Here is a 20,056-nt window from a genome sequence, read left to right as displayed (position 1 = left end):
CTCGGGATAGGCTAACTGCAACTCCGCCACTTGTTTGTTAGGCAATTTGACGAAAAAGTTGTAGTAATTTAATCGCGCTCCTGCCCTTTTGGTACGAGTAGTATAAGCTAGGGGTGGCGATCCTTCCCCAAAAATCATAACGTTGTTCTGCGCCCAGTGGGGGAGCACAGTCAAACAGAATATCAAACTACTGATGGCTAAATAGTGCATCCCTACCAACGCAAGAGGTTAAATTCTTCCATATCTACCGTGTCCCGACTGCGGTAAATAGAGAGCACGATCGCTAGCCCTACTGCCGCCTCCGCTGCCGCTACCGTAATTACAAACACAGCAAACACTTGCCCCCTGATTGTATCTGAATCAAGGTAATTGGAAAAAGCCAAAAAATTAAGATTGACGGCATTGAGCATCAATTCGATCGACATTAGTACCCTTACGGCATTCCTACTAGTCACCAAGCCATAGATACCAATGCAAAACAATGCTGCCCCAATCACTAAAAATGCATCCAAAGAAACTTGCATTATTCCTCCCCTACACCTATCAATTCCTTAGGACGTTCCACCAATTCTAGGTTCTCCACCTGCCGATCGGGGATAAACTCCCGCCGTGCTAAAATAATCGCCCCAATTAGTGCTACCAGCAGTAATACAGAAGCTAGCTCAAAGGGTAAGAGATATTCATTGAAGAAGTGCTGACCCAGAGCTACAATCACTGAGGGTAAAGCCTTAACTTCAGGAGTCAGTAGCCAGACGGTATTGAGGTTGGTGTAAAGTAACAGAGCAAATAGGGAAACACACACAGTGATCGCTACCAACTGTCTTACTGCTCCCAGCTTCACTTCCCGATAGACTTTGCGGCGATTGACCAACATAATGGCAAACAAAATCAAAACATTCACCGCTCCCACATAGATCAATACCTGAGCTGCTGCTACAAAATCAGCATTCAACATCAGGTACATCCCTGCAATGCCCAGGAAGACCAAGCCCAGCAAAAAAGCAGCATAGACGATACTGGGAGATAGCACTACCCCCAAAGCTGCTGCTACTACCATCACCGTCAGTACCAGTAAACTGACTATCTCTACCCCTTGCGCTAACTTCATATAACTAGTTCTCAGACTTTGCTTGTGCTGCTTCAATAATTTCTACAGGTAGTTTACCAGCTCGCCGCTCCTTGTGATCAGCTTTGTGCCCCTCTAATACACCCTTGGGCAGATAAGCTAGCTCCCGAATAGGGGTAACTAGGGGGTCTTCTGTTACTTTGGTAGGTAGTCGACCCAAAGCTACGTTGTCAAAGTTCAGCTCATGGCGGTCAAAGGTGGATAGGTCATACTCTTCTGTCATAGATAGACAGTTGGTAGGGCAGTATTCCACACAGTTGCCGCAGAATATGCATACACCAAAATCAATGCTGTAGTGCTTTAGTTCCTTCTTCTTGATTTCCGAATTGTATTCCCAATCTACCACGGGCAAGTTAATGGGACAAACTCGCACACAGACCTCACAGGAAATGCATTTGTCAAACTCAAAATGAATTCGTCCCCTAAACCGCTCCGCAGGAATCAGCTTCTCATAGGGGTAACGCACAGTAATTGGACGACGACGCATATGGTCAAAGGTGACCATCATCCCCTGTCCAATGTACTTAGCCGCCTGTACGGCATCCTTAGCGTATTCCCCGACCTTGCTTAAAAATTTCATCATATACTTAACCTCCAAATGCTCCAGGAAAAGCTAATTTCAAAGCTGCTGTCAACAATAAATTGGCAAAACCGATCGGTAACAAAAACTTCCACCCCAAATCTAGTAGCTGGTCAATGCGCACGCGGGGTACCGTCCACCGTAATAGAATTGCTAGAAAGATGAAAGCAAATGCCTTCAAAAGAATTACGGTTACGCCTAGGAAAGCAGCTATCAGTTGCCAAATCGGGTTTGTTTCCGCTATGTTTAACAACTCTGCCACTTTGTCGATCGGGAAGGGTAACTCCCATCCCCCCAGGTAGAGAATTGCTACTAGCAAGGCTGACAAAAATAAATTGGCGTAGGAAGCCCCATAAAATAGCATGAAGTTTACGCCTGAATATTCAGTCTGATAACCTGCTACTAGTTCCTCTTCCGCCTCTGGTAAGTCAAAGGGAATCCGTTCGCACTCCGCTAGGGCTGCGATGATAAAGATGATAAAACCGATCGGTTGCCGCCACACATTCCAGGAGAGGATTCCCCAACCTGCTTGCTGCTCCACAATCTCGACGGTGCTCAAGCCATTGGACATCATTGCCACTGCCAGAGCTGCCAGGGCTAAGGGAATCTCATAGCTAATAGACTGGGCTGCTGCTCGCAATCCCCCTAACAGGGAGTATTTGTTGTTAGAAGAATAGCCCGACATCAAGAGACCGATCGGGGCAATACTAGAGATGGCAATAACCAGAAATATCCCTGTCGCTACATTGGAAATTACTAAATTCTCACCAAAGGGAATAACTAGGAAAGAGAGAAACACTGAAATAAAAACAATGACTGGACCTAGAACAAATAACAGAGGATCGGCATTGGCAGGCACAACTGTCTGCTTGATTAACAGTTTCACCACATCCGCTGCCGGAATGGCTAGACCAAAGGGTCCAGCATACTCTGGTCCTATCCGTTGTTGGGCTGCTGCCGAGATTTTCCGCTCTAGCCAAGTTGCCGCCAAAGCCCCTACTGTGGCAATTGTTACCACTGCCAACATAGGTAAAGGCATCCACATTACCCGCGCTACTTCAGGGTCAATTCCTAAACCGGAAAATAGCTCAACAAAGGAACGCTGTAAGTCAATCCCTTCCACTATCTATCTACCTCCCCCATAATGATGTCCACACTGCCCAGAATTGCCATAATATCAGCAACCTTCATCCCCCTTACTAGTTGGGGTAGTACCTGCAGGTTAATAAATCCAGGGGGGCGAATCTTCCACCGCCAGGGAAAGACGCTGTTTTCCCCAATCAGATAAATACCTAGTTCTCCCTTAGGTGCTTCTACGCGTACATAGTGCTCCCCTGCAGGAATCTTAAACGTGGGCGAGGGCTTCTTACTGATAAATTGATAATCCATGGAGTTCCACTCACTCTTGGGTCCTCCCAGCACTCTCTGTGCCTCTAGGTTTTCGTAAGAACCCCCTGGCATTTGCTTAAGGGCTTGCAGAATCATCTTGCAGGACTGGCGCATTTCTCCCACGCGCACAAAATAACGAGCTAGGCAATCTCCCTCGGTTGCCCACTGTACTTCCCAATCCAGTTCATCGTACAACTCGTAGTGGTCTACTTTACGCAAATCCCACTTTACCCCTGATGCCCGTAGCATCGGACCCGACAGGCCCCAGTTAATGGCATCTTCCCGCGAAATCTTGCCTACCCCCTCTACCCGCTTGCGGAAAATGGGGTTGTTGGTCATCAGACGCTCATATTCGTCAATTTTCTCTAGTTGATACTTGCAGTAGTCTTCACACTTGTCCACCCAACCATAGGGTAGGTCTGCTGCTACCCCGCCAATGCGGAAGTAGTTGTGCATCATGCGCATCCCCGTTGCTGCTTCAAACAGGTCATAGATCATTTCCCGTTCGCGGAAGACGTAAAAGAAGGGGGTTTGCGCACCAATGTCAGCAATGAATGTCCCTAACCACAACAGGTGAGAGGCAATGCGGCTCAGTTCCAGCATGATCATGCGAATGTAGCTGGCACGGCGGGGAACTGGTACATCTGCCAGTTTTTCAGGGGCATTGACAGTAATGGCTTCTGTAAACATCGTCGCTAGGTAGTCCCACCGCGTCACGTAGGGTAAATACTGCACGATCGTTCTGTTTTCGGCTATTTTCTCCATCGATCGGTGCAAGTAGCCCAACACTGGCTCACAGTCAACAATGTTTTCCCCGTCTAGGGTCACGATCAAGCGCAGGACACCGTGCATGGATGGGTGATGGGGCCCCATGTTGATTACCATGCGTTCTGCCTTTGTTTCGATCATGACCATACTGTTTACCCTCTCACGTTCGCTGCTCTTTAGTATAGACGCTATTGCCCCAGGTTTTTTATCAATTTTTAACATACCTAGGATTAGAGATTTTGCTATGCCATTACCTGCCTTGTCCGCCACCAGGCAAGTAGAATTGTGGCATTGAAAATACTGGAATATGTCCCTGCTATAAATCCCACTAGTAAGGCAAGGGCAAAGAATTTCAGAGTTGCACCGCCAAACAAAAGCACTGCCAAGAGGGGCAGGATGGTCGTTAAGGTTGTGTTCACCGATCGGGTCAGAGTCTGGTTGACGGAAAAATTCACCACTTGATGGAAAGCTTGTGCCTCGACTGCAGGACTGGGTTTAGCTCCAACTTCGACAAGCTCAGTTGACACGATAGAGGCAGGCTCAGTTGACACGATAGAGGCAGGCTCAGTTGGCATACCAGGGACAGACTCAGCAGGTGGTGGTTTAGGGGCAGATTGTTGTTTGAGGTTTTCCCGAATGCGGTCGTAGATAATTACAGTGTCGTTGACGGAATAACCAGCGATCGTTAACAGTGCAACAATGAATAAGCTATCCACCTCCACGCCTGCTATCAGCCCCAGCCAAGCAAACACCCCACTCACCACAAGCACGTCATGGACAAGGGCAAGGGTGGCAAACACAGCATAGTCGGGCTGAAACCGTACACTTAAATAGAGCACAATCCCCAAGAGGGCAACTGCTAGGGCAATACTCCCCCCCCGTAGGAGTTCCTGGCTAATTAGCGGTCCCACCCGATCGATTTGGGTTTTGTTGGGGTCAATGGTGCCGTAGGGTTGGAGGGCTTGGGCAAGGAATTGTTCCAATTGTTGCCGCTCGGTCGGAGCCAAATCTCCCGTTTGCACTACTACGCCCCTGCCCCCTTCTGCCGACTGGACTGTGAGTTTTTCGTAATTCTGGCTGGCAAGTTGGGCCCGCAGTTTTTCCAGGTCGATGGGTTGCCCGCAGTCCTGGGGCGGATTGGCGCAAACTAGCACTACAGATAGGCGCGTACCCCCTGTGAAATCTACTGAGGGACGTAAAGGGAAGCCAAATCGGTGCCCGCATAGCAACATCCCCACCAAACCAATACCAATAACCAGGGCGGACAAACTGAGGTAGATGTGGCGGTGTTTGATAACGTCTAGTTTCATGTTGTGGCTTGGGGTCGTGTGGCAATACGTTCTACACCGAAATAGTGGGGCTGCCGGCACTGCGGGATGTTAATCACTACCAAGAGAAGGGCACGGGTCAGGGTAATGGCAGTAAACATACTCAAGACTACACCAATGCTTAGGGTGACGGCAAATCCCTTCACCAGCCCAACTCCCAGGAAAAATAGGGCAGCACAGGCAATTAACGTGGTCAGATTACCGTCTAAGATGCTAGACCAGGCGCGATCGAAACCTGCTTCCACCGATCGATACAGTGTCTTGCCCGCCCGCAATTCTTCTTTCATCCGTTCAAAAATCAGGATGTTGGCATCCACGGCTGTCCCTAGACTGAGAATAAAGCCAGCGATGCCCGGCAAGGTGAGTACTCCCCCCAGGGCGGTAAATAACCCGATCGCTAACACTGCATAGACTGCCAATGCTCCACTAGCAATCACGCCCAACAGCCGATAATAGACCACCATGAACACAATTACCAGGACAATCCCCCCCAAACCTGCCCAAATGCTCTGCCGAATGCTATCTGCTCCCAAAGTTGCTCCCACCGATCGGTTTTCGATTACTTCTAAGGGCACAGGCAAAGCTCCCGATCGTAGCTGAATTGCTAAATTGGTAGCACTCTCTACGGTAAAACTACCGCTGATAAACGCTCGTCCCCCTGTGATTCCTGTCTCGGCATACTTAGCGTCCACTACAGGCGCAGTGACCAATTCCCCATCCAGAAATGCTCCCAATGACCGACCCGTACCCGCAACTTGGGCAGAGGCTTGGGCAAATAATTCCCCCCCTTCTTTGTTGAATTGCAAACTTACCCCCCACTGGGTGCCATCGTTGGTGGCTTGGGCATTGACTAGTAAATCACCCCGCAGTCCGATCGGTTCAAACAATTCCAAAATTGCCTGTTTGTTTTTTTCTAGCTTTGCCTCTAACTCTGCCTTCTTTTCAGGGGTGAGTTTGGGGTCAGACAGTTCTAAAGACAATAGTTGGCGCTCCTGCAACCTGGTTTTGAATTCGGCTTCTGTGCCCCGTTTCTGGGGACGGAACTCTAGCTGGGCGGTTTTCCCCAATACTTGTTCTGCCTGGGCGGGACTATTGACTCCAGGAAGTTGCACGACAATGCGATCGTCGCCACTAGTCTGCACCACGATTTCTGCTACGCCCAAGCCATTGAGCCGTCTTTCCACTACTCCCCGTACCTCTGACAAAATGCTGGGTGTGATTGTGGGAATGCCTTGGCTGGGATTCGGTTTAGCCTGCAACGTGATCACTGACCCCCCCCGTAAATCTAATCCTAGGCGCGGTGGGCGGAAAATAAGAAAAACGATCGTTGCCACAAACAGGGCAAAGACAAATAGGAGTAGGGGCAACTGTTTCCGCATAGCCAGGTACTGAGGAGCTAGAGAATTATCTTACAATTTCTGTCAAAATGGGGACAAGTGAGGGGAAATCAGTTATGGGCTGGTTGTTGTTGTGTCTCTGGTGCATTGTTCTCTGCTTTGCTCCTTTAACGGCTTGGGCGGAAAAATACGACAAGCGCGTGTTGGTGGGGGCGGACTTTTCCGGGCAGGATTTGCGCACTTCCCAGTTCAACAAAACTGTGCTCAGGGAGGCTAAATTTGTCAATGCCAATCTCAAGGGTGTGAGTCTCTTTGGCGCGGACTTAACCGATGCGGACTTGACAGGGGCAAATTTAACTAATGCCACGATCGATACTGCTCGCCTCACTCGCGCTAATCTCACCAATGCTATTTTAGAAGGGGCATTTGCCTATGGGGTCAATTTCCAGGGGGCAATTATTGACGGGGCAGACTTTACGGATGTGGATTTACGAGAGGCAGTACGTGCCCAACTTTGCAAAGTAGCTAGAGGGAGAAATCCAGTCACAGGTAGGGCAACCAGAGAAACTCTACTGTGTGATGGCTGAGGTTGCATTTGCTCGATCGGTCATCCCCCCATTTGGGGACATGTTCCCAAGCAATCTTGTGCCTAAAGCCGATCGGGGTCAATCCCCATCGCTCGGAGGTACTGGGCTAGCTTTTCCTTTGCTTGGAGGGCCTGCGATGCCTGTTCCAAAGCTTTTTCCTTTTCCTGCCGTTCTTGTGCCAATAACTCATCGGGAGTGAGAAATCGCTTGCCCTCCCGATCGAACCAAGCTAGTTGTTCTGGCGGATCGCCCTCTACCCAGCAACGACCTATGCCCAGCCCTACTTCTGCCATCCAGTAGGGTTCGCCCCTTTGCTGTTGGTACTCACCCTCAACCAACTTATACACTTCAAAAGGCTCGTGCCCATCCCGCTGGTAGTATTCGGGATTGTAGATTACGTAGTAGAGTACGCCTAGGCGTTGATAGATAGCCATTTTTTCGCTGTACTCCTTGCCAGGTGTGTGGGAGACCATCTCCAAAACCAGGATAGGGGGGGTATAGTTCTCCTCCCACATGACATAACTAAGACGGCTTTTGCCACCCTTTTTACGGGGCACGCCCAGACTCAAAAAAGCATCGGGAATAACAGGTATTCTAGGGTTAGAGCCAGTCGTGTGGTAAATGCCCATATCCACCCCAAAGAACCAGTCCTGCCGATCGTGCCAAATATGCCTCAGGACAAACAGCAGGAGATTGGGGAGTAAATTCTGTTCCTCGTTATCCACTGGAGTGTCATCGGAGCAGGGCAGTTCAGCGCTGGAAGGGAGTGTAGTAAACATGGGTGCATCCCGATCGTGGCAACATTTTACATCTCTCAGGGCTTAGGGGGCAAAGACGCGCTGGCAGAGGGCTTGGGCTACTTGCTTGAGGGCTTGGGCAGAGGGAGATTGGGGTTGGGCCAGCACCATCGGTACGCCTTTGTCGCTGCTCTCTCTGAGTTGCATCTCTAGGGGAATACAACCTAGGAGGGGAATCCCCAGTTCCTTGGCTGTCTTTGTGCCACCCCCAGAGCCAAAAATGTCGTATTGCCGATCGGGTAGGTCAGGGGGTACAAAATAGCTCATGTTTTCTACAATACCAAGGATGGGCACGCGCAAATTCTGAAACATCCGCAAACCCTTTCTGGCATCAAGTAGAGCTACGGTTTGGGGGGTAGTCACCACGATCGCGCCTGTGAGGGGCACGCTTTGGGCAAGGGAAATCTGTACATCGCCAGTGCCAGGGGGCATATCCACCAACAGAAAATCCAGTTCCCCCCATTTGGCTTGGTGGAGGAATTTTTTGAGCATACCATCCAGCATTGGACCCCGCCACATGACAGGTTGGTCTCGATCGATGAGAAACGCCATGGAAATCATTTTCACGCCGTAGTTGAAGGCAGGTTCGACCACCTCTTGCCCTTGCTCATCCCGCTCCACCCACAGAGAAGCATCCTGCATACCCAGCATCAGGGGCACATTGGGACCGTAAATGTCGGCATCCAGCAGCCCCACCTTGTATCCCATTTCTGCCAGGGCTACTGCCAGATTGACTGCCACAGAAGTCTTACCCACTCCCCCCTTGCCACTAGAAACAGCGATAATGTGCTGAACTTGGGCAACTCCTCCTACCGGCTCCCGAACTGAGGGCAGGGCAACTCCAATTTTGACCCACACATCTTTTACGCCTTCTAGGGGCATCACCTTGGCTTTACACTGCTGGACGATCGCATCCCGCAGGTTGGGGTCAATGGGGGGCAGGGAGAGAATAATACCAACTGTGCCTGTGTCTTTAATCGTGACATCTTCAATCTGTTCTGGCTTGATGAGAGAAATGGTGTGCAGGGCTTGCAGAATCGTTTCCCGATCGGTCATTATTTGTACCTATAGACATCTACTCCTAATTTAGCGGGGATGAAGGCAATGATGGCTGTTTTGGGGGAGAGAAGGCGTAAGCTAGTGGAACTGGTGGGAGATAGCCCTGTACTACTGTGGTCAGGTGTCCGCCAACCCCGTAACTTTCCCGCTAATACCTATCCCTTTCGTGCCAGTAGTCATTTCCTGTATTTTGCTGGTCTAAATTTAGAAAACGCTGTCCTTGCCCTGGAGCCTGGTCGCACCACCCTGTTTTGGGATGAACCTCCCCCCAGCTATGCCCTCTGGCACGGCGATACCCCCAAAGGAGAAGAACTGGCTGCCCAGATAGGTGCTGATGCCTATTACCCCAAAGCCAAGCTGTCCGAGTATGCCCACAGTGTCACTGTACCTGTCCTCTCTGTCTTAGCGGAACAAAGGGAGATTCTTGGTACTCCACCCCAGCTTGACTCCAGGCTAGCTCTGGCGATTGTGGCTTGCCGGTTGACCCAGGATGAAATAGCATTGCAGGAAATACGCCGATCGGCTCAGGTAACGATCGCTGCTCACCTAGCAGGCATGGACGCTACTCCCCGCAGTCAGACCTGTGCCCAAGTCAGAGGCGCGATAGAAGGGGTAATCATCGCCCACAATTGCAGCCCTGCCTACAACAGCATTGTCACTACCCAGGGGCAAGTCCTGCACAGTGAAACCTATACTCACCCCCTGCAGTCTGGTGACCTCCTGTTGGTGGATGTAGGAGCGGAAGTGCCTAGGGGTTGGGCTACCGATGTCACCCGTACTTACCCCGTGAGCGGCAAATTTTCTCCCACCCAGAAAGCTATCTACGAAATTGTCCTCCAAGCCCAGCTTGCTGCCATAGCTATGGTTCGCCCAGGAGTGGAGTATCAGGATGTCCATCTCACTGCTTGCCTTGTTCTCACCGAAGGTCTGGTGGAATTAGGTATTCTGCGGGGCAAACCTTCAGAGTTGGTAGCCAAACACATCCATAGCGCTTTCTTCCCCCACGGGGTAGGACATTTACTGGGTTTAGATGTGCATGACATGGAAGACCTAGGGGATATAGCAGGTTACGCTCCAGGTAGAGAGAGAAGTACTGCGCCTGGCTGGAAATATTTACGCCTCCATCGCCCCCTGCAAGCAGGTATGGTAGTCACGATCGAGCCTGGTTTCTACCAGGTACCCCACATTCTACAAGACCCCCTCTATCACCCCTTCATCAATTGGGAGCGTCTGGCAGAATTTAGGGATGTCAAGGGCATCCGCATTGAAGATGATGTGTTAGTCACCCCCAACGGTTACGAAGTTCTGACCCAGGAGTTGCCGAAAACGATCGGAGACCTGGAAAGCTTGCTTGTGTAATTTTGTTAAGAATTGGGCAGGCTGGTCAATTTCTGTTGATGATGAACAATAGCTTTGGTGAAAAGTTATGACATCGGTACCTCCCCCCTCGATTACACCCCGCCAAATGAATTTACTGCGCGTTGTGGCTTCTATGGCATGGGCGGACGGACAGTTAGAACCCCAGGAGTTGACTCTCCTCTTGGAAAAACTAAGTGAATTGTTTGCCGTTACCCCTGCCCATCGAGAACAACTGGTGGGAGAACTCCAAGATTACATTCAACAACGCATTCCCCTGGAAGAGTCAATTCCCAAACTAGAGACCCAAACCGATCGGGAATTAGTGCTCAAATTGGGCTATGAAGTGATTTACTGCAGCCGCCGCACCCCCGATGAACCCCGTATCAATATGGAAGAAGCCGCTGCCTATCAAAAGTTGCTAAAGTTATTGAATTTGCCCGCTGACACTGTGGAGAAATTAGAAGCAGAAGCAATCAAGGCGGTGGAAGAAGGAACAGTAGTTTCCGAAATCGTGGCGAAAACAGTAGCAGAGTATCTACAGAGGCAGTAATTGTTTCCCTGGTATCTAGATCAATTGCGCTCAGGCGCAAGGGTGGAGGATTTAATTAGTCAAGCCGAAAAGGGGCAAGCTTATTGTCACCAGATGACTACCCCTGTACCGACTTACCGTCAGGAAATCGAGGCACAAACAGCCCCTAGAAACATGGTATCAGGGCAGTTAATTACCCAACTCCTGCAAATTTTGATCCGAACTATGGGGGCGAGGCGGGTATTGGAATTAGGCACTTTAACTGGTTACTCAGCTCTCGCTATGGCAGAAGTTTTGCCCCCTGACGGTCTGGTAATTACCTGCGATCGGGATGGTCAAGCCCAAGCTAATTTCGATCGGGTTCCCTGGGGGCAAAAAATTCAATTGCGGGTCGGTCTAATTGCTGACACACTGCAAGTCCTCATCCAAGAAAATCAACAATTTGACCTAGTATTTCTCGATGCCGATAAACGCAACTATTGCAACTATTACCAGACAATTCTTGACCATAATCTACTCCGACCGGGTGGTATTCTCTGTGCTGACAACACTTTATTTCATGGGGAAGTGTGGCAACCTGAACCAAATCCTACCGCTTTAGCTGTGCACCAGTTCAATCAATTAGTTGCCCAAGATCGACGGGTATGCCAAGTCTTACTACCTGTGCGGGATGGAATTACGATCGTTTACTTGGCAGCTGAGTAAGAATACTGTATGATCAGGCAGGCGAGGGGGCAACGACAGCTATGGACACAGAGAAAGCCAAGTTGGTTAGCCAGATTTTAGCGCTCCAGCAACGCATATCAGTCCTAGAAAGTGAGAAACGCGACCTAGAATTACTGCAGGAAATTACGATTAACCATTCCGATCGCATCGAAGCAGAACTCCTACAAACGACCAAGTTATTAAAACAGGAAATTGAACTACGCCAGCAAAAAGAAGTGGCTCTCTTGCAATCAGAATACATGTTGCGGTCTCTAGTGGAAGTCTTACAAAGAGACAAGCAGGACTTGGAAAATTTATTGGAAAGTGCTACCAAGCATGGTGACATCATCAGCGACCTTCTCTATACAGAGAATCTGGATGCAAGGGCAGAACAGCAAAAGCTATTTAGCACTTTGGCAGAAGCCATACCTATTGGTGTTATTTTAGTACGCTGTAACGATCGGCATATTATCTATGCTAATCATGCCCTAGGGGAAATCTTAGCTGAGCCTGCTTCCCAACTGATTGGTAGAGATTTACTATCCCTGTTCTACGATGAAATTGGTGCCAAGCAATTAATTATGACTGGCTTAGCCCAAGGCTATGTGGCAAATCAAGAACTCTATGCCCAATGCACTAATGGCAAACGTCTCTGGCTGAATGTTTCTTTACGGATGATCAAACTAAATCAGCAGGACAATTTTCTTATTGCTTGTCAAGATATTACAGCGAAAAAACATACAGAAATGGAATTAAAGTCTGCCAAAATCGCAGCAGAGCAGGCAAACCAAGCGAAAAATACATTCATGTCTAACATGAGTCATGAACTCCGTACACCCCTCAATGCCATCATCAACTATGCCGACATTTTGCAGGAGGAGGCAGAACTAACGGGCAATTTAGAGTTGAGCCAAGACCTAGAAAAAATTAGCCAGGCAGGTAAACGGTTGCTCACTATTGTCAACAATATTTTAGATATGTGCCGCCTCGAAGCTGGAGATGTCACGATCGATAGTGCCCCCTTTGATTTATGCCAGTTCATAGCAGAAATTAGCCAAAATATACAACCCCAGTGCCTGCAAGCGGGTAACCAATTCTTTGTGGAAATAAAAACAGAAATAGAAACGATTGTGACCGATCGAGCAAAATTGCGCCAGTGTTTAGTCAATCTGTTAAGCAACGCTAATAAGTTTACTCCTAGAGGTACAGTCAAGCTGGTAGTGGAGACTGATGCCGACTATATCTATTTCCGCGTAGTGGACACAGGGATTGGTATTGACCCAGCTAATTTGAGTAAATTATTTCAACCCTTTGTCCAAATTGATGACTCTACCCGCCGCAAATATGAAGGGACGGGTTTGGGTTTGGCGATCACCAAGAAATACTGCCAGCTTCTGGGGGGTGATGTCACAGTGACAAGTGAGCGGGGGAAAGGATCGCAATTTACGATCCTCCTGCCTTTACTTACCCATGCCTAGCTGCTGTGCTTTTTGATAGACTTTACCCTCCGTCAGCAGGGAAGGGGCAATAACAATTTCCACATTCTGCATCTCTTTGATGGTCTGTGCTCCCAGGGTACCCATACTGGTTTGCAGTGCTCCCAGGAGATTGTGGGTGCCATCATCGAGGACAGCGGGACCACGGAGAATTTGCTCTAACGTGCCCGTACAGCCAACTTTGATCCTGGTGCCCCTGGGTAAAACGGGACTAGGCGTTGCCATGCCCCAGTGGAATCCTCTGCCTGGTGCTTCCTGTGCCCGCGCCAAGGGTGAACCGATCATCACGGCATCTGCCCCACAGGCAATCGCTTTGCAAATGTCTCCCCCTGTAATCAAGCCGCCGTCGGCAACGATCGGGACATATTTACCTGTAGCGCGGTAGAAATCATTGCGGGCAGCCGCACAATCAGCAATCGCTGTAGCTTGGGGTACGCCTACACCCAATACTCCCCTAGAGGTACAAGCTGCCCCTGGACCAATCCCCACTAAAACCGCTGCTGCTCCTGCCTTCATTAACTCTAATGTGACCTCATAGGTGACACAGTTGCCCAAAATTACAGGCACGGGCATTTCCCCACAGAAGCGGGCTAGGTCGAGCAGAGGGGACTGGGCAGGAACCAGGTGGTTCGTGGAAACAACGGTCGATTGCACAAAGAATAGGTCACAACCAGCCTCTATGGCGATCGGAGCGTATTTAGCGGCGTTAGCAGGTACGGTACTGACACAGGCAATCCCCCCCTTGGCTTTGATCTCCTTGATACGCTCTGTGATTAACTCTGGTTTTACTGGTTCGCTGTAAAGGGACTGCATCAGGGGGACAAATTCCTCTTTCCCGACCTGGGTCACTTTGTCCAAAATAGGGTTGGGGTCAGCATAGCGGGTCTGCAAACCATCAAGGTTGATTACGCCTAGGGCACCTAATTCCGTCAGCTTGACTGCTACATTGACATCCACCACGCTGTCCATGGCACTAGCAATGATGGGAATTTCCCGCAAAATGCCCCCCAACTCCCAAGTAGTGTTGACTAGACGGGGGTCGATCGTGCGATTACCTGGTACGAGAGCAATTTCATCAATGCCGTAGGCGCGGCGTGCGTATCTTCCCCTACCAATTACGATGTCCACTGCTGTTATCCAAACTTTTAGACAGCCTAGCAAAAATATTAACGATCGGTTAAGTGAATTTCGCTGTTGCTCCCCCCAGGAGCGTCAGCATAAGGGTAATAGCCAGGGGGTGCAGGTAAATTGCCCAGAGGGGGGGGATGGTAACTAGGGGTAAATTGGTCAACCAGTAACCATCCATACTATTGAGTAGAAGAAAGAGGAGCACCCACAGCCAGAGATTTGGTTGGACAATACCCAAAAATAGCCACAGCAGGGCGTTACTGCCTCCGACAATGCCTATACCCAGACCCCAACCCCAGCCCTTGACTGCTATCTCCTTGCCCAAACTGACCAGCATCAGCCAAGTGAAAGCGGCTAGTGCTCCCCCCACCATACTGCTAATGATCTGTTCCCACCACCAGGACATACCTATTCTTCAATTTGGGCAGGAATATTTTGTTCCTCTAACCTGCGTAGCAGATTTTCCGCGTCTGCTCTGTTTTCTAGGGCAGCTACCTGCACCTTGCCATCGGCGGGACGAATAAAGGCACCAGGCTCAAGGGCTTGCACCCGATCGATATATTCCCGCGCCACCACCACCCGATATAACTTAACTGGCAGGTTTTGTTCTGGGACACTAGGTTCACCAGCAGGGGGGGCAGGTTGTACAGGGGGTAAATTTTCAATCCTGGGGTCAGGCAAGGGCGGACGCACAGAAACAGGAGGAGGAGCGGGACTAGGAGGGCTGACGGCAATAGGCTTGGGTGCAGGTTGGCTTTGTGGTTCGGTCTGGGTCTGAGCTTTGGGCGAGTCTGGTTTGGGAATAGCCCGATCGAGTTGGAACATATCCGCTAGAATATAGCCCACCGTCCCAAGGACAACCATGAGGGCAAGGGCGGCAAAAACAGTGGGGAAATCTAGCCAATTCTCTTTTTCTGGGGGCGATGCAGGGGGTGGTGCAAAAGGAATGTTGTTAGTTGGGGCAACCGCTACTTCTGGCTCGTCGACCGCTGGCGGCGGTGGTGGCACAACAGGTTCAGGGGGGATAGGACGGGGTTTCGCTCGCTGGGTAAACTTAGACACGATCGTAGGTGCTTTGCCATGCTTGCGCCAGTACTGATAGCGGCTCAGTTCCTCTTCTAGGTTGACATCCAATTCCGCAATCGCCGTTTTTAACAAAGGGGGAATATCCATCAGGCAACCATCCGATCGGAAGTGAGGTAAATGGCTTGAATATCTTCTGGTATGATTTCTAGCACATGGGCATAGGCTTCTGTAACTAGGTTCATGACATCTTCGGGGGTCACCGTTTCCCCTTCTGCTTGCAGATAGGCAGCAATGCGGACAGAAGTCCACTTGAACGTTTCACTGAGGAGCAAAACTAACCGCAAATCCCCTGGTAATTGTTGCAACGCCTGGTCTAAATAACACCAAAACACAGGGGGTGTATGACTGAGAGAGTAGTTAATTTCTTCTACGGGGGGCACCTTTATGCGGTTGAGCACAACACCCGTGGCATCAATTATCCAACTCTGCAAATTAATAGATTGCTCCCCCAGCAGGCGCAGTTCATTGAAAATATACTCCCATACCTTAAGAAACAAAAAATCTCCTTGCACCATCGATCGGGTGGTGCGGCTAGTGAGGGTGTAGACAACCTGCCCATAGCGACAAAAAATCGCCGTAAAATAGCGCCCTGTGGTGGGGTATCTTAAAAAGAGGGACAATAATTCTGAGTCCCCCTTGAACAGAAGGGGCTTGACTAGGGGGTGATTAGCTTCTGGTAACTCCGGCAGTTGCACCTCTAATTACCTCTGTGCCCAAATTTGCCCCCATAATACCAGCATTGTCTCCGATCATGACCGCGAAACTAGGGGCAGTGCAGCATTGATACCGCCACCTCAAAAAGCAAAAACCTCCTTTTGCCAGGGAGAGGCAATTTCAGGAAACCGACTGTGTCAATTCTGTTACAGTTATTTGTGTAAAGGGTATTGACCCAAGGGAATGCGCACAGTAATTCGCTTAAAAGCTCTCAGCTTATTGCTTGCCCTGTTGGCAATGGCAGTAACAGCAGTGGGCGTTAATCTGCAGCAGGAATCTCTAATCATGGGGGGAACACTGGGGGTAGCTGTTCTGAGTGCGCCTATTTTGCTCCCCTTCCTCTATCGGGTTTACATCACTTCTCCCCTGGGTATCCACTGGGACGTTACCCTTGCCTCCATTATTACTTTTGTCACACTCTTTCTCCTAGGCAGTTACACCAAACTGGACAACAAATTCTGGGAGTGGGTGGGCAGTCTCAACTGGGAACAGGGCGTACCGGGGGCGATCGGGGCAGCGGGTCAGGTAATTATCGCCATCTTGGCAGTGTGGGTGGCAGGACGACAAAATGAAATCACAGAAAAGCTCACCAGCCAGCAGAATACAATTACGCAACAACAAACGATCGATGCTTACTTCCAGGGTATTTCTGACCTAGTAATTGACGAAGAAGGACAGATGGAAGATTGGCCCCTAGAACGGGTGATTGCCGAAGCCCGCACTGCTGCTCTCCTCGGTAGTATTGACGCAGGCGGCAAAGCCAAGGTGATCCGCTTCCTTTCCAGCGCCAACTTGTTGACTCCCCTCAAACGGGACGGCTTGCTGGGCAGACCAATCCTTGATGGGGCAGGGGGCTATGTGGTCGACCTAGAACAAGGGGTTAGAGTAATTAACCTGGGGAATATGCTGGCAGGGCAGGACCTAAGCGGTACCGACTTAAGACGATCGGTGTTCTCTGGCGCAAATATGGCTAAGGCTAACCTGGAGTTCACCAACCTAGCAGGGGCGGACTTTACAGGTACGATTCTCATTCGCTGCAGTTTTCGGGGGGCTGACTTGAGCAACGTCAAGTTTTTCCATGGCTGCTTAGACCAGGCGTCTCCCCGTAGCCGCAACTTCAACCCCAATTTCCAGACAGGAGCTTACACAGGTGCAGTAGTAGAGGGGGCAGATTTCACAGGGGTTGTGGGCTTGTCGGAAGAAAACCGCAAGTACCTCTGTGCCTGGGGGGGGAGTGAGACTAGAAGAACTATCCCGGGGGGTTGCCGCGATGTGCCCAATCGACTGGGTGTTTAGTGCCCTCCTTGCTACCTGTGTGCCCCTGGGAGAACCGCCAGAGGAAGTCCTGCGCACTGAAATTTACACCCACGCTCGCTCACCCCTGGATGGACAGAAACTGACGGCAGGGGAGTATGCCCTTCTCCAGGAAGCCCTACGGGATGAATTGTCTAACGCGGAAGCAACTCTTTCCCCCCGCCTCCGCCACCTTGTCCAGTTGCTCAGAGTGCGGAAAATGTTACAACAGTTGACCCCCTTCTAGGGATTGCTGGATGATTCCCCAGGGCTAGAAAGGTTGACAGCATAGTAGCCCACGATCGCTGCCACTGTGAACCCCGCTAAAAACAGAGCCGTAAGGTAGCCCCCAGCTGTGTTGGTAATGCCCACTTGGGCAAGAATCCCCTTGCCAGTAACTACCTCCTGCACTAACCCTGCTACAAAACCCAGCATAGCCATCCTGCCATTCCAAATTTCAGCCAAGTTAGTGAACCCAAACGTACCCTTGCCTTCGGGATTGACGTTGATGTTTTTGAAGTCAATGTTGTTAGTAACTGTCATAATCTTTCTCTGTCGGTTATCGTTATTGTGGAAATTTTGTAAAGTATTGTAAATATGTCAGCGGAAAGAAATGCCCCCTATTTGGACTATGATCTCGTGGTAATTGGCGGGGGTATTCCTTCCTACTTATTAGCGGAAGCAGCAGTGCAAGCCCAGGCAAGGGTAGCTTTTGTCCCCTCTACCCGCCTGATGACGATGGCGACCTACCAGACCGATCGGTTGGGCAACTGGCTAGAGTCCTTATCCCTACTGGGGGTGGATGTGCTGATGGGGGGTGGCTATTTCAGCGGGCGGCAGACGTTTGTATCCCAGGGCAGGACCCTAGGGGCACGGTTGTTTGTCTTGGCGATTCCCCCCCAGCGCCCGCCGATCAAAATTCATGGGTTAGCGGCTGTGCCCTATGTCACCAGTGAGGATTTTTTCAAGATTGAGCGAATTCCCACCAGTATTGCCATTTTGGGGGAAGATGCCCTTAGCTGCACGATCGCCCAGAGTCTCTGCCGCGCAGGCACCAAAGTGACTTTATTAGTGGCACAGCAGCTTTTGCCCCAAGTAGACAGTGAAGTGAGTCGGTTATTGCAGACTAAGTTGGAAATTGATGGGATTGATGTTTTGACAATGACTACCCCGTCAGCGGTGGACATGTTACCCGATGGCAGAATTAAACTCTGGACAAGTGAACAGGGTATTATCTGTCACAGTCTCTACCTACCGCTGGTGATGGAGGATTACTTGGCATCCCTGAATTTGTGGGCAGCGCGAGTGAAGGTAGTAGAGGGGATGATTGTGCATAATGAGTGGGGTCAAACTACTAACCCCAGAGTATTTGTCTGTCAGCAGGCAGCGGAGATTCCCTCCCTTTTGCGACAGATACTGTGGTTTAATTGGGGAAGAAGTGCGGTACCCGTCGTGCCTACGGTGGTTAACACGGAGCCAGGGGTTGCCAGCATTGGCATGACGGAGTTACAAGCCCGACGGCGTTACGGCAAAAGTGTACGGGTGTGGCGGTATCCCCTCCTACCCCAAGGATTGTGTAAACTGGTCTGCTTAGCCAATGGCAAAATTGTCGGTGCCCATCTCCTCAGTGACAAAGCCGCCGAGGTGATCGAAACGATCGGTCTAGTCATGAAATGGGGTTTGCGACTGACCCAACTCAGCCAATATCGCTGGGAAATCCCCAGTCTACTCACAGAAATTGCCCAACAGGTAGCATATAGACAACAAACACCAGGGGAGAAACTGCAGCGGCTCCGCTGGTTAGCTTGGCGCAGATGGTTAAACTTCTAGGGTAAGAAAATCCTGGGCGAGGTACGTTTCGGGGAAAATTAGGCGGGCTTCGTTGAGCAAATCCTCCAATAAAATACTGTTGCCGGGGGCATAGCGGGGACTGAAGTGGGTGATCACCAATTTTTTGACCTGGGCACCGAGGGCAACCTGAGCTGCCATCGTACTAGTGGAATGCAATCTTTGGTATGCCATATCAGCATCTGCATGGGCAAAGGTAGCTTCATGGATCAACACATCCGCTTGCTGCGCCAGGTCTACAGCACTATCACAGTAAATCGTGTCTGTACAATAGACTACTTTTTTCCCTACCTTGGGCGGTCCGACAAAGTCTTTCCCCACAAAAGTCCTACCGTCGGGTAGCACGATCGTTTCCCCCTGCTTTAGCTTGCCGTAGAGGGGACCGGGGGGTATGCCCAGGGCTTTGGCTTTATCCACGTCGAAGGTGCCAGGGCGGTCTTTTTCCACGATACGGTAGCCATAGGCAGGGACACGGTGCTTGAGGGGGGCACAAAACACAGCAAAGTCAGCATCCTCTGTCACCAAACCAGGCTTGACGCGATGGACGGCAATCGTATAATTCAGCTTTGTTTCACTGTATTTGAGGCAAGCATCGACAAAACCGGCTAGACCAGGGGGACCATAAAGGTCGATGTGTTTGACTGTACCCGCCAAGCCACAGGTAGCTAATAAACCAGGGATGCCGAAAATGTGATCGCCGTGCAGATGGGTGATAAAAATCTTAGTGAGCTGACTAAGGCGCACCTCACTGCGCATAATTTGGTGTTGGGTAGCCTCGCCGCAGTCTAGGAGCCATACCTCCGATCGTTGCGTCAGCTTAATTGCCACGCTGGAGACATTGCGAGTGCGGGTGGGAACGCCAGAACTAGTGCCTAAAAACGTAATTTCCATGGAGCTATTTTAGGTCTTAGGTGTTAAGATTGCCTT

24 protein-coding genes are annotated in these 20,056 nt (G+C 50.3%); 8 read left to right on the top strand and 16 right to left on the bottom strand.

Annotated features, from left to right (window positions below; all coding sequences use genetic code 11):
• The 8 genes from NZM01_11260 to secD form a co-directional block, all read right to left on the bottom strand.
• On the bottom strand, positions 1-210 hold a 210-nt coding region (locus NZM01_11260), incomplete at its 3' end, for a hypothetical protein (GenBank protein MCS6960612.1).
• A gap of 2 nt (positions 211-212) precedes the next feature.
• Complete coding sequence (gene nuoK / locus NZM01_11255) at positions 213-524, bottom strand: NADH-quinone oxidoreductase subunit NuoK (protein ID MCS6960611.1); 312 nt, start codon at positions 522-524, stop codon at positions 213-215.
• Positions 524-1,108 (bottom strand): NADH-quinone oxidoreductase subunit J, encoded by a 585-nt coding sequence (locus NZM01_11250; GenBank protein ID MCS6960610.1) that lies wholly within the window; start codon positions 1,106-1,108, stop codon positions 524-526. The genes nuoK and NZM01_11250 overlap by 1 nt, the downstream gene beginning before the upstream one ends.
• Before the next feature lie 4 nt (positions 1,109-1,112).
• Entirely contained in the window at positions 1,113-1,706 is a 594-nt protein-coding gene (ndhI, locus tag NZM01_11245; GenBank protein ID MCS6960609.1) for an NAD(P)H-quinone oxidoreductase subunit I, read from the bottom strand.
• 7 nt (positions 1,707-1,713) lie between these two features.
• On the bottom strand, positions 1,714-2,832 hold the full coding sequence (gene nuoH, locus NZM01_11240) for an NADH-quinone oxidoreductase subunit NuoH (GenBank protein MCS6960608.1): 1,119 nt from the start codon (positions 2,830-2,832) through the stop codon (positions 1,714-1,716).
• Positions 2,829-4,010, bottom strand: a complete 1,182-nt coding sequence (locus NZM01_11235; GenBank protein ID MCS6960607.1) for an NAD(P)H-quinone oxidoreductase subunit H — start codon at positions 4,008-4,010, stop codon at positions 2,829-2,831. The genes nuoH and NZM01_11235 overlap by 4 nt, the downstream gene beginning before the upstream one ends.
• 95 nt (positions 4,011-4,105) lie before the next feature.
• Complete coding sequence (gene secF, locus NZM01_11230; protein ID MCS6960606.1) at positions 4,106-5,173, bottom strand: protein translocase subunit SecF; 1,068 nt, start codon at positions 5,171-5,173, stop codon at positions 4,106-4,108.
• On the bottom strand, positions 5,170-6,570 hold the full coding sequence (gene secD, locus NZM01_11225; GenBank protein MCS6960605.1) for a protein translocase subunit SecD: 1,401 nt from the start codon (positions 6,568-6,570) through the stop codon (positions 5,170-5,172). The genes secF and secD overlap by 4 nt, the downstream gene beginning before the upstream one ends.
• A gap of 74 nt (positions 6,571-6,644) precedes the next feature.
• Here secD and NZM01_11220 point away from each other — a divergent pair, with 74 nt between their 5' ends.
• Entirely contained in the window at positions 6,645-7,115 is a 471-nt protein-coding gene (locus NZM01_11220) for a pentapeptide repeat-containing protein (GenBank protein ID MCS6960604.1), read from the top strand.
• Between the two features lie 62 nt (positions 7,116-7,177).
• On the opposite strand, the gene NZM01_11215 is transcribed toward NZM01_11220, so the two are convergent.
• The gene (locus NZM01_11215) at positions 7,178-7,894 is read right to left on the bottom strand and encodes a Uma2 family endonuclease (protein ID MCS6960603.1); all 717 of its coding nucleotides are present in this window, start codon (positions 7,892-7,894) and stop codon (positions 7,178-7,180) included.
• A gap of 42 nt (positions 7,895-7,936) precedes the next feature.
• Positions 7,937-8,968, bottom strand: coding sequence for an Mrp/NBP35 family ATP-binding protein (locus NZM01_11210; protein MCS6960602.1), 1,032 nt, complete (start codon positions 8,966-8,968; stop codon positions 7,937-7,939).
• A 48-nt stretch (positions 8,969-9,016) separates the two neighbouring features.
• Between NZM01_11210 and NZM01_11205 the strand changes: the two genes are divergently transcribed.
• The 4 genes from NZM01_11205 to NZM01_11190 all read left to right on the top strand — a co-directional run bounded on the left by NZM01_11205 (position 9,017) and on the right by NZM01_11190 (position 13,042).
• On the top strand, positions 9,017-10,330 hold the full coding sequence (locus NZM01_11205; GenBank protein MCS6960601.1) for an aminopeptidase P family protein: 1,314 nt from the start codon (positions 9,017-9,019) through the stop codon (positions 10,328-10,330).
• Positions 10,331-10,397: 67 nt separating this feature from the next.
• Positions 10,398-10,880 (top strand): TerB family tellurite resistance protein, encoded by a 483-nt coding sequence (locus tag NZM01_11200; protein ID MCS6960600.1) that lies wholly within the window; start codon positions 10,398-10,400, stop codon positions 10,878-10,880.
• Between the two features lie 42 nt (positions 10,881-10,922).
• A complete protein-coding gene (locus NZM01_11195; GenBank protein MCS6960599.1) occupies positions 10,923-11,564 on the top strand; it encodes a class I SAM-dependent methyltransferase in 642 nt (213 codons plus the stop codon).
• Between the two features lie 41 nt (positions 11,565-11,605).
• Positions 11,606-13,042 (top strand): PAS domain-containing sensor histidine kinase, encoded by a 1,437-nt coding sequence (locus tag NZM01_11190; protein ID MCS6960598.1) that lies wholly within the window; start codon positions 11,606-11,608, stop codon positions 13,040-13,042.
• On the opposite strand, the gene NZM01_11185 is transcribed toward NZM01_11190, so the two are convergent.
• The 4 genes from NZM01_11185 to NZM01_11170 are packed head-to-tail and all read right to left on the bottom strand — an operon-like array spanning position 13,025 to position 15,969.
• Complete coding sequence (locus NZM01_11185; protein ID MCS6960597.1) at positions 13,025-14,188, bottom strand: GuaB3 family IMP dehydrogenase-related protein; 1,164 nt, start codon at positions 14,186-14,188, stop codon at positions 13,025-13,027. The genes NZM01_11190 and NZM01_11185 overlap by 18 nt on opposite strands.
• Positions 14,189-14,237: 49 nt before the next feature.
• Positions 14,238-14,594: a hypothetical protein gene (locus tag NZM01_11180; GenBank protein ID MCS6960596.1), complete on the bottom strand. Its 357-nt coding sequence runs from the start codon at positions 14,592-14,594 to the stop codon at positions 14,238-14,240.
• Positions 14,595-14,596: 2 nt separating this feature from the next.
• Positions 14,597-15,361: a hypothetical protein gene (locus tag NZM01_11175; protein MCS6960595.1), complete on the bottom strand. Its 765-nt coding sequence runs from the start codon at positions 15,359-15,361 to the stop codon at positions 14,597-14,599.
• On the bottom strand, positions 15,361-15,969 hold the full coding sequence (locus NZM01_11170; protein ID MCS6960594.1) for a sigma-70 family RNA polymerase sigma factor: 609 nt from the start codon (positions 15,967-15,969) through the stop codon (positions 15,361-15,363). The genes NZM01_11175 and NZM01_11170 overlap by 1 nt, the downstream gene beginning before the upstream one ends.
• Positions 15,970-16,171: 202 nt before the next feature.
• Here NZM01_11170 and NZM01_11165 point away from each other — a divergent pair, with 202 nt between their 5' ends.
• Positions 16,172-17,284, top strand: coding sequence for a pentapeptide repeat-containing protein (locus NZM01_11165; GenBank protein MCS6960593.1), 1,113 nt, complete (start codon positions 16,172-16,174; stop codon positions 17,282-17,284).
• On the top strand, positions 17,259-17,528 hold the full coding sequence (locus NZM01_11160) for a hypothetical protein (GenBank protein MCS6960592.1): 270 nt from the start codon (positions 17,259-17,261) through the stop codon (positions 17,526-17,528). Before NZM01_11165 ends, NZM01_11160 begins: the two co-directional genes overlap by 26 nt.
• Here the strand turns inward: NZM01_11160 and NZM01_11155 are convergent.
• Positions 17,525-17,824 (bottom strand): chlorophyll a/b-binding protein, encoded by a 300-nt coding sequence (locus NZM01_11155; protein ID MCS6960591.1) that lies wholly within the window; start codon positions 17,822-17,824, stop codon positions 17,525-17,527. The two genes, NZM01_11160 and NZM01_11155, sit on opposite strands and share 4 nt — an antisense overlap.
• Positions 17,825-17,878: 54 nt before the next feature.
• On the opposite strand from NZM01_11155, the gene NZM01_11150 reads away from it, so the two are divergent.
• Complete coding sequence (locus NZM01_11150; protein ID MCS6960590.1) at positions 17,879-19,111, top strand: FAD-dependent oxidoreductase; 1,233 nt, start codon at positions 17,879-17,881, stop codon at positions 19,109-19,111.
• Here the strand turns inward: NZM01_11150 and rnz are convergent.
• A complete protein-coding gene (gene rnz, locus NZM01_11145; GenBank protein MCS6960589.1) occupies positions 19,100-20,020 on the bottom strand; it encodes a ribonuclease Z in 921 nt (306 codons plus the stop codon). The genes NZM01_11150 and rnz overlap by 12 nt on opposite strands.
• Positions 20,021-20,056: the final 36 nt, after the last annotated feature.

Source organism: Pseudanabaenaceae cyanobacterium SKYG29, from assembly GCA_025055675.1.
GTDB lineage: Bacteria > Cyanobacteriota > Cyanobacteriia > Pseudanabaenales > Pseudanabaenaceae > M5B4.
Note: the sequence above shows the minus strand (reverse complement) of the source record. Positions and strands in the feature narration are given on the sequence as shown.